This is a genomic window from Rhodococcus sp. WY5 (genome assembly GCF_018588185.1).
GTDB classification, from domain to species: domain Bacteria; phylum Actinomycetota; class Actinomycetes; order Mycobacteriales; family Mycobacteriaceae; genus Rhodococcus_F; species Rhodococcus_F qingshengii.
In genome coordinates this window covers 3,307,783-3,324,017 of record NZ_JAAMPR010000001.1, presented here as the reverse complement: position 1 = coordinate 3,324,017, position 16,235 = coordinate 3,307,783, and the positions used below count along the sequence as shown (strand labels likewise).

Sequence of the window (16,235 nt, the reverse complement as noted above, 5' to 3'; positions counted from 1 at the left end):
TCAGCGTCCTTCCAGTTCCTTGTCGAGCTTGTTTTCCAGTTCGGCGACGAGCGGGGCGTCGGTGCGGCTGTCACCTTCGGCAGCCAGTGCCAGTTCGGCTTCGAGCAGCGCTGGGTCGGGCTCACCTGCAGCCACCTCGACCTCTTCTTCTCGTCCTGGCGTGCGCAGATTCCACTTCTTGATGACGAAGCTGAAAAGGAAGTAGTAGATCACGGCGTAGCCGAGTCCGATCGGGATCAACATCCATGCGTTGGTTGCCTTGCCGAAGTTCAACACGTAGTCGAAGAAGCCTGCGGAGAACGTGAATCCGTCGTGAATCCCGAGCGCATTGACCAAGGCCATCGACGTTCCGGTCAGGAGCGAGTGGATGACGTACAGGGGCCACGCGACGAACATGAAGGAGAATTCGAGCGGCTCGGTGATACCGGTGAGGAATGCGGTCAGGCCGGTGGAGAGCATGATGCCGCCGACGAGCTTCTTCTGAGAAGGCTTGGCGTTGCGCCAGATTGCGAAGGCTGCAGCGGGGAGGGCGAACATCATGATCGGGAAGAAGCCGGTCATGAACGTACCGGCGGAGGGGTCGCCGGCGAAGAACCGGTTGAGGTCACCGCGAACGATTTGACCGCTCGCGTCCTGGTAGTCGCCGATCAGGAACCACACGGCGGAGTTCAAGATGTGGTGCAGGCCCGTGGGGATCAGGAGGCGGTTCGCTGCGCCGTAAATGCCGCCGCCCACAACGGTATTGGAAGCAACTGCTTCACCGACCCAGTTGAGGCCGGAGTTGAACAAGGGGTACACGAATGCCATCAGGACACCGACCACAAGACCGGTGATCGCTGTCAGGATGGGAACGAGCCTGCGCCCGTTGAAGAACCCGAGATAATCGGGAAGCTTCGTTCGATAGAACCGCTGCCACAAGATCGCCGACAGCAAGCCCATCACGATACCGGCGAGCACACCGTAGTTGATCAGGGATTGATCCCCGTTCGGGTCCGTCTTCCCTTCGAGGACGATCGGCGACATCGCCTTGAACACGCCGTCGATCACCATGTAGCCGACGACGGCTGCCAAGGCAGTCGATCCGTCGGCCTTCTTGGCCCAGCCGATCGCGATACCGACGGCGAAGATCAGCGGCAGCCACGTGAAGACTGCTTGTCCTGCCGCAGAGATCACTGCAGCAGCACTGTGCATCGAACTGAATCGCCCGAGCAGGTCGTCCTGGCCGAGGCGGAGCAAGATTCCCGCAGCCGGCAGAACGGCGATCGGAAGCATCAAGCTTCGGCCGAGGCGTTGAACCCCGGCGAACACTTTCGATTCCTTCTTCGGGGTGTCTTCGAGAGTCATCAAGGACCTTCTTCGTTCGCCGGGCCGCGTCGCGATCGGCCGCTGGTTCTGGAAATTCGGGTGTCGTACACGTGCAGGTTTCGTGAAAATGCAGGTCACGGTTCTTGCTCGGAAGTGAGGCCGAAACCGTTTTGTCGAAACTGTTGTGGAGCCGGACTTCCAACGGGTACTGTCCGGTCATAACCAGTTGTAGTTTTACCTGGTGGAGGCGGTTTGTCAACACCCAAATGTGACATACGTAACCGGGATAGCCTTGACCAGCAACTAGTCAGCCCACCTGCACGACCGTTCAACGATCACGACCAACCCGACAATCAGGAGCAGCAAATGTCGAAAGCGGAAGCAATCATCAAAGGCCTCGGCGGCGCAGAGAACATCGTCGAGATCGAGGCTTGCATCACCCGCCTGCGTACCGAGGTCAAGGACGGAGCGAAGGTGAACGAGTCCGCTCTCAAGGCTGCCGGCGCACACGGCGTACTCAAGGCCGGAACGGTTGTCCAGGTCATCGTCGGGCCCGAGGCCGACACCCTTGCCGAGGACATCGAGGACATCCTGTGACGGTCGTCCTCGCCCCGCTCCCCGGTCGGGTCGTCGCACTCGCTGACGTACCGGACCCGGTGTTCGCTCAGCAGATGGTCGGCTCGGGCGTCGCGATCGAACCCGCCCGCGGTCAGGGCCCGCTCACGGTCGTGGCGCCGATCAGCGGAAAGATCCTGAAACTTCACCCCCACGCGTTCGTGATCTTCGGCGAGAAAGCCACCGGCGTGCTGGTCCATATCGGCATCGACACGGTCAAGCTCGAAGGCGACGGATTCACCCTCATCGCCGCCGAGGGTGACACCGTCGATGCGGGTGATCCCATTGTCAGCTTCGATCCAGCGCACATCGACACGACCGGTTACTCGGCGATCTGCCCGGTAGTCGTGATGGATTCCAAACCGGACACCGTCGAATCCCCTTCCGTCGGTGGGGACGTCGCCACTGGCGACACTCTGTTCGACTGGTCGGCGTAACGCAAAGGGCGAGCACACCGGAAGGTGTGCTCGCCCTTTCGCTTCGAACGATGACTATTGGTCGCCGCGCGTTTTGGGCCGCGCTTGGCCCTGGACTTCCATCTGCAACTGGTAGCGGTCGGATCGGTACCAACTGCGAGTGTGCTCGACCGGTGCGATCTCGCTGAACGACACTCGATCGAAGTACAGAACCGGAGCGCCCTTACGAGTGCCCAGGAGAGTCGCGATCTCCGTACTGGCACCATCGGCACTGACTGTCTGCTCTGCCCGATCGATCGGCTTGTCGTACTTGTCGGCGGTTGCCCGATAGATCGAACCCGTCAAGTCCATGTCGAGTAAACCCGGCAACAGTTCGGGATTGAACCAGCCGTCGTCCACGCTCACCGGCTCGCCGTCGGCAAGGCGCAAGCGCTTGACGTGGTAACCGTCGGAACCCGGTCGCATATTCAGTGCGGCAGCAGTGTTTTCGGGGACCGGCCCCTGTTCGCTGACCAGGACCACTGTCGTGGGGTGATGCCCCTGGGCGCGCATTTCCTCGGTGAAGGATGCAAGGTGCAGCTTGGATTGGACAGCACGGTGCGCAACGAAGGTTCCCTTGCCACGCACGCGAACGAGGTGTCCGTCATTGACCAGTTGCCCGATTGCCTCGCGAACGGTGATCCGACTGACGCCGTAGTCCTGCATCAGGTTTCGCTCGCTGGTCATCAAGTCGCCAGGCTGGAGCTCTTGGGTGCACTTGCGCAGGAGAATGGTGCGCAACTGTTCGTGTTTGGGTATTGCGCTGTCGCGCAAATGAACGGGCATCACAGCGACTGTCCCTCCGAGAAATGAATAGTCGTCTATTCGCCGACGACAACGACCTGAAATCGCAGGCAGGTCCCGACCGGACCGGTCCAATTAACGATACTGGAATTTACGACAGGAAACTAGCACCAGTCCGGAGTTGTCCGATTTCAACCGTCCAACCGTCGGTAGATGGACCGTATTTCGTCCAAGGCGACGTTCTGCTGAGCCATGTCCAATCCCAATGCCGCAACCGCCTCGCGCAACCGCCTGATATCCAGATCGTCGATCGCCGCGCGAAAAGGCACCTTCGGTAGCGCAGGGAGGGCAGCCGCGATTCCGAACCAATTCTCGACGTCCACCGAAACAGTCAACTCGTCTTCTACTCCCCCGATCAACTGCTCCAGGTCGACCCCGCGAAGTCTCAGCAACCTGAGCGGATCGGTGTCGATTCGCTCCGCGGTCAAGAACGCCACGGCCGCAGCGTGTTTGCACGGCCAGCCGACATCGGGGCAGGTGCAGTCGAACAGGAAAGCCGACGGGCCGTCCGGTATCAGTTGGGCAGCAAGCATGTCCGGGACAGTGCCGGACACCAGCGCGGCAAGGCTTCCCGGCACTCGGCGGATCTTGGTGATGATGTCGTCGATATCCGATTGATCAAGAGTGTCGATCGACAGCGTGGAAACGAAAGGTTGAAGTTGGCTGCCCTGAACCTCGGCCGTCACCACTCCCGGTTCGATGTCGAGCGCCAAAACCTGACCCGAACGCGCATACGTTCGCCCACGCGTGACACGAGGTTTGTCGCCGATCTCTTCGACGACGCGGACAAAAGCCTTGCCCCAGAATGTTCTCCCGAACGCTGGACGAGGTTTGACCGGCGCGGGTGCTCGCCGTCGGGACCCGGTGTACTCGCTGAAATCGGGGCCCTTGCCGCGCGGACTCATTCGCCCACCGCGTCGTCGCCGAGTCGCAACAACTCGTCCAATTGCTCGACGCTCATCTCCGTCACCCAGTTCTCACCGGTCCCGACTGCAAGTTCGGCGAGTTCACTTTTACTCGCGATCATCAAGTCGATTCGCTCTTCCAAGGTTCCGACGCACACCATCTTGCGTACCTGAACGTTCTTTCTCTGACCGATGCGGAAGACACGGTCCGTCGCCTGGTTCTCTACCGCCGGGTTCCACCATCTGTCGAGGTGAACCACATGGTTGGCCGCCGTGAGATTCAGACCCGTGCCGCCGGCCTTGAGCGAGAGCACCATGATGGGCGGGCCGCCTTCACCTTGGAATGCCTCGACCATGGCGTCGCGCCCGGCTTTCGACACTCCGCCGTGGAGAAACGGAACTTCGGTGGTGAACCGGTCGGCCAGGTACGGCACCACCAATTCGCCGAACTCACGAAACTGTGTGAACAACAGAACCTTCTCGTCGTCGCCGATGACCGACTCGACGATGTCCTCGACCAGTCCGAGCTTTCCCGAACGGTGTTGCCCGCGGCGCATCACCGGCGAACCGTCGCGCAGGAAGTGCGCGGGATGATTGCACACCTGTTTGAGTTTGGTCAGCGCAGACAGGACGGCGCCCTTGCGCTTCATCCCTTCCGTCCCCTTGATCTGCGCCATCATCTCGTCCACCACGGCGCGGTACAACGCGGCCTGCTCTTCGCTGAGATTCGCTCGAACCGTCATCTCCAACTTCTCCGGGAGATCCGCGATCACGGCGGGATCGGTCTTCACGCGCCGCAGCACAAAGGGGGACGTGACGGCTCGCAGTCGCGAGACGGCAAGCTGATCTTTTTCCCGCTCGATCGGTACGACAAACCTTTTGCGGAACATCTGCTCCGAGCCGAGTACACCGCGATTGGCAAAATCGAGGATTGACCGCAGCTCGTCCAGTCGGTTCTCCACCGGCGTTCCGGTTAGAGCAACGCGATGATCCGCGGGGATGCTGCGAGCAGCGCGGGCCTGAGATGTCTTGGCGTTCTTGATGTGTTGAGCCTCGTCGAGCACCACGCGCCGCCAGTCGAGATCCTTGAGGGCCGCGACGTCGCGGGTCATGAGCGCGTAGGTGGTGATCACGAGGTCACTCTCACGAACTGCTTGTTCCAACTCCGCCCCGGTAGCGCGATCCGAACCGTGATGAACGTAGACGCGCAAGCTCGGCACGAATCGCGCCGATTCACGCTGCCAGTTACCCACAACCGACATCGGGCACACCAAAAGGGTTGCTGTCTTGGACTTCTCGTGCGCAAGTAACGCCAACAGTTGCAGCGTCTTACCCAGACCCATGTCGTCGGCCAGAACAGCGCCGAGCCCGAGAGCACTCATGTACGCCAACCAGTCGAGACCGCGTCGTTGATACGGACGCAAAGTCGCGTTGACCGTCAACGGTACCGCGACCTGCCGCGGAGCCACCGACTGGTCGAGCAGTGCCGAGGCCCATCCGGTTGCCTTCACTTCCTCGACCGGCAGGTCTTTGAGGTCGTCGGCGATCAAGTCCTTGATCAGATCGACGATCGCTCGGTCCCCGCTCGAATGCCGCTGACTGACAAAACGAGCCGCGCGGGCCAGGACGTCTTTGTCCGCCTGAACCCACTCGCCGCGCAACTGGACCAGATCGGACTTCGCATCGACCAGTCGGGTCATTTCCTCGGCGGTGAGTACCTTGTCTCCGAGCGCCAATTCCCAATCGTATTCCAGCAATTGGTCCATACCGACCGTACGATTCTCCGCAACGATCGGAGACGCCGCCGAGGTCACCCGCACACGCAGGGATGGAGACACCACGTTCCAGGCACGCGGAAGCAGCAGCGTGATCCCTCGCTCTCGCAGGACTATCGCGCCGTGTCCGACCAGGTCCATCACTACAGGAGTGGGCAGCAACAGGTCGAGACTGTCCTCGTCGCGCGGCACGTCGCGAAAACGTGGGTAAGCCTTGATTGCCTCTTCGAGTTTGCGGCTGCCGAGCTGGATACGTTTGGGATCGGCCCGGTGCAGTCGAACACGTTCGGGCGCTTCACCTTCAGGACGCAAACACACGTGCAGACGCCACAGCGCATCGTCGTCGGGATCGGAATTGTCGTCGAGTTCAGGCTCGATCAGCCGCAGAACCAGGTCCGGCTCTCCGGCGGTGAACGTCGACCCCCATTCGGCGAGTCCCTCGGCCGCTCGTACCGACACGTCGTCGAAAGCATCCCCGGACAACACGGCCTGCCACAGCGGGGTCTGCACCACCGGATGCGAGTCCCCGAGAGCACGACGGACGATCGGGTCCGTGAGTTCGTTCGTGATGTCTTCGATCGTCGCCCTCGGCGAACCGACCGCCCGCTGCACCGGCGGCATCGCCACTACCAGTTCGCCGATCCAGGCGCGCTGGCGTTCCCCCACCGACAACTGCCAGCGTGGCCACCAACTTCCTTCAGCCCGCGTCAGTGCGGGGACCACCCGTCCGGCGCGCACCCACCGGTCTATTCCTCGCGCCACATGTACGAGAAAGTGCAGGTCTCCCGCAATTCGCTGATCGTCGGCCTTGAACCGCAGCAGGAGATCGACTGCGTCCGGCGGCGCTAACGCAACAGCTGCGTACTCACTCTGCAAAGGCCCGCCAGGTACGGGCGGCATAGCGACATTCACACGATGACGGAACTTGCGATGCAGGACAGCACTGACCGGATCACGGGGATCGTCGGTCCCGGCACCGTCGTGCCCGTCGACCCACAGTTTGAGCCCCGATCCCGGTGACCAGAGTCCATGCAGCATCCGACCATCCAATCAGGTGCCACCGACACCACTTCCCGCCTACCGGGCAATAGGCTGGCAGGCATGACGACGGCATACGGCTTCACCGAGTACGGCGGACCCGACACACAGTCCTACTTCGACGTCACCTTGCCCCCACCGGGTGCCGGCCAACTGCTGGTGTCGGTCCGAGCGGCGGGCGTCAACCCCGCTGACTGGAAAGTTCGCGCGGGTACTCGAAAAGATACTGTCCCGGTGACGCTGCCTGCGGTTCTGGGCCGCGAAGTGTCCGGTGTTGTCATCGGAGTAGGTCCGCGGGTCACCGAGTTCGAGGTCGGCGACGAAGTGTTCGGCGCTACCGCGACCGGCTTCGGCGGCTACGCCGCGTCGACATTGCTCAACGTCTCCTCGACAGCACACAAGCCGCCTACCGTGTCCTGGGCCGATGCCGCAGTGCTGACGGTTGCGGCAGGAACGGCCTACGACGCACTCCACGATCTCGGTCTGAAACCCGGGGCGACACTCCTGCTGCTCGGCGCCGGCGGCGGCGTTGGTCGCAGCACGATCGCGCTTGCTCTGGCGCGGAGTATCAACGTGATCGGTGTCGCGAGCGAGTCCAAGAGAACCGCGATCGAGGAAGCGGGAGCACGTTGGGTTGCGTCGGGGGACGGCTTCGCAGACGACGTGTCCGCGTTGTCCCCAGTCGGAGTGGACGCGGTTTTCGACCTGGTCGGCGGGGACACTCTCACTCGCGGCGCTGAGCTCGCCCGACCGGACGCACCGATCCTGAGCATCGCCGATCCTCTGGCTGCGAGCCGACTCGGCGGCGGTGGTGTCGAACGCCGAAGAACTACAGCAGTATTCACGGAGGTCGCGGCGCTCGTGGCCGACGGGATCCTCGACCCGTCCGTGTCCGGGCGGTACCCATTCTCCCGCGCTGGGGAAGCGCTCGCTGCAGTCGAAGACGGCCATGCCGCCGGCAAAGTGGTGATCGAGTTCGGCTGATTCCTGTCGGCCCACGATGGTTCAATCACCGTCTACGACGGACGGCGTTGAATCACCGTCTACGACGGGCGGCGTTCAATCACCGTCTACGACGGACGGGGCACAGGTGGTTGCACGGTTATCTGCGATCCTGTCGACGCTCGCGCTCGTATGTCTCGTCGCGTCCTGCGGATGGTTCGGGGACGAGCGTCTCGAGTCGGCCCCTGGCAGCCCCACGCGATCGGAACTGGAAGAGTTGCTGTCCCGGACAGCGATTGTCGACACCCGACCACATCCGGGTGGATACCAGCGCGGCTGCGGTAACGGCGAGGCCCCGTTGACTGAACTAAATGCCGAATGGTGCAGGTCTGAAGGGGTGGGGTCGATGTGGGTCGGTAGCTTGCGGACATGAGCGAAGGGGAAAGTTCGAGAGATCTGTCGGGGCTTGTGGTGGCCCGAGTGGGTCGGTTGATAGCGACAGGTCAGGCGGCGGAGCCTTACGTCTTGCAGGGCAGCGACGGTGAACGAGTGGAGTCCGTCGAGGTGTTCTTCCGGGAGCTGATCGCTTCCGGGAGGTCGGTGGCGACGGTGCGTTCGTACGGTATGGATCTGCTCAGATGGTGGCGGTTCCTTCACGCTGTGGACGTGGCGTGGGATCGTGCCGATCGGGTCGATGCCCGCGATTTCAGTTGTTGGATCCAGTTGACGGCGAAGGCACGACAAGGATCAGTGGTGCCGGCCAGCGCCGAGGCGGCTGCTACTGCTGCGGCATCGCCGAATCCTGTCACCGGCAAACCGGCTCTGGGGGCCGGGTACTCGCCGGCGACAGTGGCGCACAGTGAGACGGTGCTGCGAAGTTTCTACGATTTTCATCGGGACGCGGGGACTGGCCCGCTTCTGAATCCGTTCCCTCTCGATCTCTCTCGCCGGTCGAGACGGGCTCATGCGCACCACAATCCGATGGATCATTGGGCACCTGAGCGTGTGGGGCGCTACCGGCCTCGGGTCTCGCAGCGGATTCCCCGAGCGATTCCCGAGGATCTGTTCGATAAGTTGTTCGCGGCGTTGTCGTCGGATCGGGACCGGGCGTTGGTGGCGTTCTGGATTTCATCGGGGGTGCGAGCGTCGGAGCTGTTGGGAGTCCGCGAGTGCGATGTCGACCCGGGGCAGCAGTTGATTACTGTGGTGCGCAAGGGAACACGTGCGGTGGAGCAGGTACCCGCGTCGGCGGACGCGTTCGTCTGGTTGCGGTTGTATCAGGAGCAGTTGCGGGGCGAGGTGCCACTCGGACGGATGCAACCGTTGTGGTGGACACTGCGAAGGCCTCGCCGCCCGTTGAATTACCATGCGGCGCATCGGATGTTCGAGCGTGCGAATGCTACCCTCGGTTCGGATTGGACTCTGCACGACTTACGTCACAGTGCAGCGAGGCGGATGGCCAACGACCCGCACTTGTCCTTGGTGGAGGTCAAAGAGGTGTTGGGGCACGCCCATTTGTCGACGACCGAAATTTATCTGACACCCGATAAGGACGAGGTGATCGCCAGCGTCCTGGCCCACCACGCTCGTACTGCTGATCAGCGGGAACATCCGCGGGCTCCGTCGCCGCCTCCTGCTCCTGGATACGATCCGGCAGCGTTGAGCGTGCTGTTCGGGAGGCCGTTGTGAGCACTGCCGTCAAGCACATGACCCGCCCGGAACGCTTCGAGGTCACACCGGTGCCGCATTCGAGGATTCGCCAACTGCACAAACAGTTTCCACCACGCGAAGGTGAACTCTGGTGGCCGCACACCGCTGCCTCTGCTGAGGAGGTCGAGGCCCGACTGAACTGCTCGGTGCTTGCTGAGGCTGCGGTCACCACCCGAGCCGGACGGCACCGGGGCGTGATCAAGATACTGACCTGGTTGGCTTCGGTGCCAGGCGATACCTGGCAAGCCCGGTGGCTCGCCAGCGGCGCCGAGAACATCCGCGGGTCTCGTTACGGCGCGACAACCTCCTGGGCCGATCTCCCGGTGGAATGGATTGCCGGACACGGGCGCCCTGTCAGACATGATCGCAACGATCTGGCTGCAGGACTGCTGATGTTGCTGTGCCTGGACGTGATCCGGCCGCAGTTGCCGTGGATGCTCTCTCGGGCGCACCCGTTTCTCGCGCCGATGATGGCAAAGCTGCGAGATCCGGACGGATTCGCGCGGTTGGACGAGCTTGCTGCCACTCAGCCGGATACCTCGCGAGACGATGCACGAATCGCAGCGACCAGAATCGCGACTCTGCTGGTATCCAAAGGCGGGACGGTCGCGGAGATCACTGTCGGCGATTGTGTGGAGCTGATCGAAACGATGGCGCAGGTGCACTCCCGCCGCGGTCAGAAGAAGATCGATTTCTACCTGAGACTACGTGCGATGGGCATCTTTCCCGAGGATGCACCACACAGCATCCGTGCGTTCGGCGCTCCGGTCGGACAGTTGACGATCGAACAACTCGTCGACCGCTACCCGATAGAGAACCAACCGATCCGAGCTCTGCTCATCGACTATCTGCGCGAGCGTCAACCCGCGCTGGACTACACCAGTCTCAACTCTCGTGCCCGAGGACTCGCCGGGCTGTTCTGGAGCCGCGTCGAGACACTCGCCCCCGGTATCGACACCCTGGCGCTGCCGCCTGACGTTGCCCGAGCATGGAAGGACGACCTGAGATCGATCACACGCACCGCCGTCGACGCGGCGGGACGAAAGCACGAAACAACTTCGCCCCGAAAGAATTACAAAGACAATCTGTTGCAAGTGCGTGCGTTCTATCTCGACCTCGCGCACTGGGCCGTCGAAGATCCGTCCCGCTGGGCGCAGTGGGTGGCGCCCTGCCCGATCAGCGACGCCGAGGTCAAAAGAGGCAAGGAACTCAAACACCGTAAAGCGCGGATGGATCAGCGCACTCGCGAGCGGTTGCCTGTCCTGTCTCAGTTGGTTCGGTCCGCCGCTGACCGCCGCGCGGCCGCAGCGGCTCTACTTGTTGCGGCGCAGAACACCGAACCAGGTGAGGTGATCGCGGGAACCGACGGAGAACTGCGACGATCCTTGATCCGTCGGGGAACTGGCCGCGTCGTATGGGCCGACAATACTGTTACCGGTGTTCGCCGCGATCTCACCTACGAGGACGAGGAAGCATTCTGGGCATTCGCCACTATCGAAGTGTTGCGGCTCAGCGGTATCCGTCATGAAGAGCTCCTCGAGCTCAGTCACCACAGCATCACCGAATATCGACTACCTAGTACCGGTGAACTGGTTCCGCTGCTGCAGATAGCTCCATCGAAGACCGATACCGAGCGGCTGATCTTGGTCAGTCCCGAGCTTGCGGAAGTCCTCAGTGCGGTAGTTCAGCGTTCGCGGCAACCCAACGGATCGATACCGCTCGTGGCTGCCTACGATACGCAGGAGAAGCTGTGGAATCCGCCGATGCCGCTGCTCTTTCAGCGGGGAATCGGAAACGAACGCCGAGCGATCCCACCGAGTTTCGTCCGCAAGCTCCTCATCAATGCGCTCACCGTGGCAGCTCTCACCGATGCCAGTGGCGATCCGTTGATGTTTCAGCCCCACGACTTCCGGCGAATATTCGTCACCGACGCGATCATGAACGGCCTGCCACCCCATATCGCACAGGTTATTTGCGGGCACAAGACAATTGACACGACGATGGGCTACAAGGCCGTCTACCCCTCGGAAACGATCGAAGCGCATCGAGCGTTCATCGCGCGTCGTCGTTCGATGAGACCCAGTGAGGAATACCGGACACCGACCGACGAGGAATGGGATGCGTTCTTGTCTCATTTCGAGAAGCGGAAAGTATCGGTCGGGACCTGCGCACGGTCGTTCGGCACACCCTGCATCCATGAGCATGCTTGCGTCAGATGCTCACTCCTGCGGCCGGATCCAACGCAGCGAGGCAGGCTCGAAGAAATCCGAGACAACCTCGAAGCCCGCATCATCGAAGCCAAACAGGAAGGCTGGCTGGGTGAAGTCGAAGGACTGCAGGTCAGCTACACCGGAGTCAGGGACAAGCTCGCACAGGTCGATGCCACGATGAAACGAGGATCGGCAACAACTGACCTCGGAATGCCTGGATTCGGATCGATCTCGGGAAGGACTTCCACATGATTACCAAGCTTGAATTCTTGTTCAGAGAAGCCTGCGTCTTCGGCCCCGCGTGGTCCGACGACCAGGACGCTCCAGGTGGCCACGACGGGTGCGATACCCGCAACAACGTTCTGGCCCAAGATCTCTCGGACGTGGTGTTCAAACCGGGAACACGTGACTGCGTCGTATTGTCGGGCGCGATGACCGACCCGTACTCCGGAGATCGCATCGAATTCGAACGCAGCCAGGCCAAGTCCGTCCAGATCGACCACGTCTTCCCACTCGCCGCGGCTTGGGACTTCGGCGCGAACTCCTGGACGCCCGCGCTTCGGATGAGGTTCGCGAACGACACGTCACTGAACCTGTTGGCCGTCAACGGCCCCGACAACCAGTCGAAAGGCGACAGCACGCCCAGTGAGTGGTTGCCGCCCAATCCTGCATACCGATGCTTTTACGCCGGCAAGTACTTGACCGTCGCGATTTCCTACGGCTTACCGGTCAGCCGGGCGGATCACTCGGCGTTGACAGAACTCGCCACTCACTGTTGAGCTACCGGCCGTCCTTCACCACTCGCCCACTCTGGATGACGAGTGCGATCCGCTCACGATCGGCAAAGATCGAGGGATCCGTCAACGGATTGCCGCGGAAGGCAACGAGGTCGGCGAACTTACCGACTTCGATGGTGCCGACCTCGTCGGCGATTCCGAGAATGTCGGCGTTGATCCGGGTAGCGGAAACCAGTGCATCCATGGGTGTTTCGACCTTGGCGCGCAGGACCAACTCCATCCCACGGCCCGTTTGATCGGTACCGATGAGGTCCGATCCCAAGCCCACTCTGACGCTGGCATTTCGAGCAGCAAGAAGCCCGTCGATCTGACCTTGCATCATCTGGCCGATCCGAGCCGAAATCGATTCGGGTAGACCTGCTGACGCCGCGCTGTCCGAGAGCGCCTGCACCACAGCCAACGTCGGCACCAAGGCGACGTCGTGCTCGGCCATCAACTTGGCGGTCTCGTCGTCGATATCAGAGCCGTGCTCGACGCATTTCGCGCCGGCAGTGACAGCGTTTCGGATTCCCTCGTTGTTGTGGGCATGCACCGTGACATAGGTACCGCGCGCATTGGCTTCCTCGACGGCAACTTCGATCTCGTCGACCGTGAACTGGGTATCGGTGAGCTTGTCATGAGTCGATACCACTCCCCCGGTAACACACAGTTTGAGGAAGTCCGCACCCCTGCGGAACGTCTCGCGAACGTTCTTTCGCATCTCGTGCGGACCGTCGGAAAGCAGAGACATACAACGTAATCCGGGGATGTCATGATCGGACCAGTCCGAAGTCGGCTCCCACTCGGCCGCCAGGTGTCCGTGTCCACCTGTCTGGCACTGGATCGGGCCGCACTGAATGATCCGCGGACCCGGAATCTTGCCCGAGGCGACAACTCCGGCGAGTCCACCGTCGATTCCGCCGCAGTCACGAACAGTGGTGAATCCTCCGTCGAGGGTCGATGCGCAGGTCGCGAACATGTCTGCAGCGAGCTCGGCTACCGAGATCTGACGCCGCAGACTCGGTGCGAGATCGCTCGATCCACCGAGATGAACGTGCGCGTCGATGAGGCCGGGCGTGATTGTCAGCCCGGTGCAGTCCAGCACCTCCGCCCCCGCAGGCGGCGTTCCACCGAGTGCACTGATGCGGCCATCTTCCACGGCAACAGCGCAGTTCTCGATCGGGTCGGCGCCCGTGCCGTCGATGATCGTTGCACCGGTCAGCCATACGACAGACATATTGAATGTTCCTCCGACGTGTACCGATCGCCGGAAGATTCCGCCGACATACCGAATAGGGTTCGGTTAGTATGATGCATATCGGCTCCCGAAATCAAGGAGTTGTCATCACTCGATGAAGTCCGAGATTGCTGACGAATCCCTCACCAGGAGAATCGATGCCGCGTCCCACCCAGCCGATACTGTCCACGCGAAACATCACCGACGCGGCTCTGGATGCTGTCGACGCGACCGGCGACTTCACCATGCCCGGGATCGCCAAGCAACTGAACGTGACTCCGTCTTCGCTCTACACACATATTTCGGGTCGATCCGAGATCGTCGAACTCATGCGCATCCGCGTGATGTCGTCGATCTCTGTCCCCCACCCACCGGCAGGGTGGAGCGAACGGATCAGCGCGTGGGGGTGGGCCTATCGCCGAGCTGCGGTCGAGCACTGGCGCCTCATCCCGCTGCTCATGACACGCAGCGTCCGCACCGAGGTAACTTTTGCTATCGATACTGCACTGGTTCAAGCATTTTCGGACGGGGGTTTCGATTCGACAGACACTCGTCACGCAATCTCCACGCTGGACAGTCTGGTTCTCGGATCCGTCGTGAAACTCTCGACGCCGGATGTCGCGTGGACTCAATCCTCCAACCCGAGCGAGATCACGCGCGAGGCTACGACCCCACTGCGAACCGACGACACGTTCGACTTCGGCCTGCGAACCCTGATCGCCGGATGGATGGCTCAGCGCGTTGTTCGTCTGTATACCGAACCTCATTCGGATTCCGACGTCACTTCACGGTGAACGACCTGGTGTGCCATCCCGTGGCTCCACCGGGGATCGGCGGAGTGCGCTCTTCCACCTGAACGTTCCCGTCCAAATCCGTCGCTCTGACCTGCACGGTGTGCAAACCTGAGCCTGCATCCCACATCCACGACCATTGCCGCCAGGTGTCGACCGAGTACTCCTGGGCCAGCGTCGCCAGTTGCCATTCACCGTTGTCGACGCGAACCTCGACCTTCTTGATCCCACGATGCTGAGCCCAGGCCGTTCCCGCCACCAGCACCTGGCCCGGCTCGATCGGCGCCAAAGCTGCCGGCACCTCGATACGCGACGACGTCTTGATCGGTGCCTGCGCACCCCAACCGCGCTGGGTCCAATAGGCCTCGACCTTGTCGAAACGCGTCAACTCCCACTCCGTCACCCATTTGGTGGCGGACACGAAACCGTACAGCCCCGGAACCACCTGCCGAACGGGATAACCGTGCTCGAACGGCAACGGCTCACCGTTCATCGCCACGGCGAGGATCGCGTCACGGCCGTCGGTGACTATCTCGACCGGGGTGCCGACTGTGAAGCCGTCGACGCTGGTCGACAGGAGCATGTCGGCGTCGGGATGGACACCGGCTTCGTCGAGCAAGTCCTTCATGGGATAACCGATCCACTTCGCGTTCCCGGCCAGAACGCCGCCCACCTCGTTCGAGACACACGTCAGCGTGATGACCCGCTCGATGGGCGTTCGCGCCACCAGATCGTCGAACGACAACGTCATCTCGCGGTCCACCATTCCGTGAATCCGCAGTTCCCACGAATCCGTCGTCAATTGCGGAACGAGGAGTGCCGTGTCGATTCGGTAGAAGTCGTCGTTGGGCGTGATGTACGTCGACGCACCCGCAATTGCGATATCCGCACCCGACGGGATCGGCGGCGCCGGGTCAGCGGCGGTGGGCACGACAAAGTCTTCACGATTCGCTACTGCTCCGGCGATTCGCTGACCCACGAACTTCCCGGCGGCACCCGCTGCCGCAGCCACTGCCAACGCCGCACCTGCCAGCAGAAGGAACTGACGACGAGGCAACCACGAGTCGGCGACGCCCGGCGAGAGCGGCACTTCGAGTTGTGTGATCAGCAACCGCAAGGTTGCGACGCCCGCCACCACACCGACCAGCGTCGGGAACACGTACATCGCATCGGCAGTCGGCCGCTGCATCGCCGCATACACACCAACCGCGCCCAGAAGAACGAGAATGACGCTGCCGATCGGGCGGCGTCGCCGTTCCAGGAGCCCGGCCACCGCACCGAGCAGAACGATCAAGATCGACATTCCGATGAACAGCGCCGGCTTGTCATTGGTACCGAAAGTGTCGATCGCGAACTCGCGAGCCCACGCCGGCGTTCGGTCGACGGTAGTCGCACCTACTGCGTAGAAGGGCGACGCGTCCGGGTTGATCGGCAGCGCCACCAGTTCACCGACGCCCAGGACGACAGCCGCGGCCAAGACCCCGGAGATCGCGTGAGCAGCCCATCTACGACGCGGTGGACGAGATTCGATGCTCGGGTGCTCGTCGATGTTCTGTGTGACCATGTCGTCTCGGCTCTGTCGGTGCGAGTGGTACTTCGATCGGATACCCGACATTCGGCGCTGCGGGACATCCGGATGGGTGCACTCCTCTATCAAGAACTACGCCGAACT

The 16,235-nt window shown here is 62.0% G+C and carries 12 protein-coding genes and 1 pseudogene; 7 read left to right on the top strand and 6 right to left on the bottom strand.

Annotated elements, in window-relative coordinates:
• On the bottom strand, positions 1–1,344 hold the full coding sequence (locus tag G4D79_RS15575; RefSeq protein ID WP_003941307.1) for a PTS transporter subunit EIIC: 1,344 nt from the start codon (positions 1,342–1,344) through the stop codon (positions 1–3).
• Positions 1,345–1,671: 327 nt separating this feature from the next.
• Here G4D79_RS15575 and G4D79_RS15570 point away from each other — a divergent pair, with 327 nt between their 5' ends.
• Positions 1,672–1,902, top strand: a complete 231-nt coding sequence (locus G4D79_RS15570; protein ID WP_003941324.1) for a glucose PTS transporter subunit EIIB — start codon at positions 1,672–1,674, stop codon at positions 1,900–1,902.
• Complete coding sequence (locus G4D79_RS15565) at positions 1,899–2,357, top strand: glucose PTS transporter subunit IIA (protein WP_019749215.1); 459 nt, start codon at positions 1,899–1,901, stop codon at positions 2,355–2,357. The genes G4D79_RS15570 and G4D79_RS15565 overlap by 4 nt, the downstream gene beginning before the upstream one ends.
• 54 nt (positions 2,358–2,411) lie before the next feature.
• Here the strand turns inward: G4D79_RS15565 and G4D79_RS15560 are convergent, their stop codons facing one another.
• The 3 genes from G4D79_RS15560 to G4D79_RS15550 all read right to left on the bottom strand — a co-directional run bounded on the left by G4D79_RS15560 (position 2,412) and on the right by G4D79_RS15550 (position 6,897).
• A complete protein-coding gene (locus G4D79_RS15560) occupies positions 2,412–3,161 on the bottom strand; it encodes a GntR family transcriptional regulator (RefSeq protein ID WP_007726130.1) in 750 nt (249 codons plus the stop codon).
• A 149-nt stretch (positions 3,162–3,310) separates the two neighbouring features.
• Positions 3,311–4,084, bottom strand: coding sequence for an SWIM zinc finger family protein (locus G4D79_RS15555; RefSeq protein ID WP_050655245.1), 774 nt, complete (start codon positions 4,082–4,084; stop codon positions 3,311–3,313).
• On the bottom strand, positions 4,081–6,897 hold the full coding sequence (locus G4D79_RS15550; protein ID WP_214514244.1) for a DEAD/DEAH box helicase: 2,817 nt from the start codon (positions 6,895–6,897) through the stop codon (positions 4,081–4,083). The genes G4D79_RS15555 and G4D79_RS15550 overlap by 4 nt, the downstream gene beginning before the upstream one ends.
• Before the next feature lie 63 nt (positions 6,898–6,960).
• Between G4D79_RS15550 and G4D79_RS15545 the strand changes: the two genes are divergently transcribed.
• The 4 genes and pseudogenes from G4D79_RS15545 to G4D79_RS15530 all read left to right on the top strand — a co-directional run.
• The gene (locus tag G4D79_RS15545) at positions 6,961–7,881 is read left to right on the top strand and encodes an NADP-dependent oxidoreductase (RefSeq protein ID WP_054827462.1); all 921 of its coding nucleotides are present in this window, start codon (positions 6,961–6,963) and stop codon (positions 7,879–7,881) included.
• Between the two features lie 387 nt (positions 7,882–8,268).
• The gene (locus G4D79_RS15540) at positions 8,269–9,528 is read left to right on the top strand and encodes a site-specific integrase (protein WP_011133407.1); all 1,260 of its coding nucleotides are present in this window, start codon (positions 8,269–8,271) and stop codon (positions 9,526–9,528) included.
• Entirely contained in the window at positions 9,525–12,011 is a 2,487-nt protein-coding gene (locus tag G4D79_RS15535; RefSeq protein WP_235867907.1) for a site-specific integrase, read from the top strand. The genes G4D79_RS15540 and G4D79_RS15535 overlap by 4 nt, the downstream gene beginning before the upstream one ends.
• Before the next feature lie 26 nt (positions 12,012–12,037).
• Positions 12,038–12,538: pseudogene (locus G4D79_RS15530) on the top strand (HNH endonuclease family protein); the annotation flags it as partial.
• Position 12,539: 1 nt separating this feature from the next.
• Here the strand turns inward: G4D79_RS15530 and G4D79_RS15525 are convergent.
• Complete coding sequence (locus G4D79_RS15525; RefSeq protein WP_099698302.1) at positions 12,540–13,772, bottom strand: amidohydrolase family protein; 1,233 nt, start codon at positions 13,770–13,772, stop codon at positions 12,540–12,542.
• 158 nt (positions 13,773–13,930) lie between these two features.
• On the opposite strand from G4D79_RS15525, the gene G4D79_RS15520 reads away from it, so the two are divergent.
• Positions 13,931–14,566 (top strand): TetR/AcrR family transcriptional regulator C-terminal domain-containing protein, encoded by a 636-nt coding sequence (locus G4D79_RS15520; RefSeq protein WP_047270252.1) that lies wholly within the window; start codon positions 13,931–13,933, stop codon positions 14,564–14,566.
• On the opposite strand, the gene G4D79_RS15515 is transcribed toward G4D79_RS15520, so the two are convergent.
• Positions 14,553–16,127 (bottom strand): molybdopterin-dependent oxidoreductase, encoded by a 1,575-nt coding sequence (locus tag G4D79_RS15515; RefSeq protein ID WP_099698303.1) that lies wholly within the window; start codon positions 16,125–16,127, stop codon positions 14,553–14,555. The genes G4D79_RS15520 and G4D79_RS15515 overlap by 14 nt on opposite strands.
• Between the last annotated feature and the right edge of the window lie 108 nt (positions 16,128–16,235).

Bases quoted from the DNA above. Each gene is read 5' to 3' on its own strand.
- G4D79_RS15525 (WP_099698302.1), bottom strand. From the start codon at position 13,772: ATGTCTGTCGTATGGCTGACCGGTGCAACGATCATCGACGGCACGGGC.
- G4D79_RS15520 (WP_047270252.1), top strand. From the start codon at position 13,931: ATGCCGCGTCCCACCCAGCCGATACTGTCCACGCGAAACATCACCGAC.
- G4D79_RS15575 (WP_003941307.1), bottom strand. From the start codon at position 1,344: ATGACTCTCGAAGACACCCCGAAGAAGGAATCGAAAGTGTTCGCCGGG.
- G4D79_RS15550 (WP_214514244.1), bottom strand. From the start codon at position 6,897: ATGCTGCATGGACTCTGGTCACCGGGATCGGGGCTCAAACTGTGGGTC.
- G4D79_RS15555 (WP_050655245.1), bottom strand. From the start codon at position 4,084: ATGAGTCCGCGCGGCAAGGGCCCCGATTTCAGCGAGTACACCGGGTCC.
- G4D79_RS15560 (WP_007726130.1), bottom strand. From the start codon at position 3,161: ATGCCCGTTCATTTGCGCGACAGCGCAATACCCAAACACGAACAGTTG.
- G4D79_RS15515 (WP_099698303.1), bottom strand. From the start codon at position 16,127: ATGGTCACACAGAACATCGACGAGCACCCGAGCATCGAATCTCGTCCA.
- G4D79_RS15570 (WP_003941324.1), top strand. From the start codon at position 1,672: ATGTCGAAAGCGGAAGCAATCATCAAAGGCCTCGGCGGCGCAGAGAAC.
- G4D79_RS15545 (WP_054827462.1), top strand. From the start codon at position 6,961: ATGACGACGGCATACGGCTTCACCGAGTACGGCGGACCCGACACACAG.
- G4D79_RS15540 (WP_011133407.1), top strand. From the start codon at position 8,269: ATGAGCGAAGGGGAAAGTTCGAGAGATCTGTCGGGGCTTGTGGTGGCC.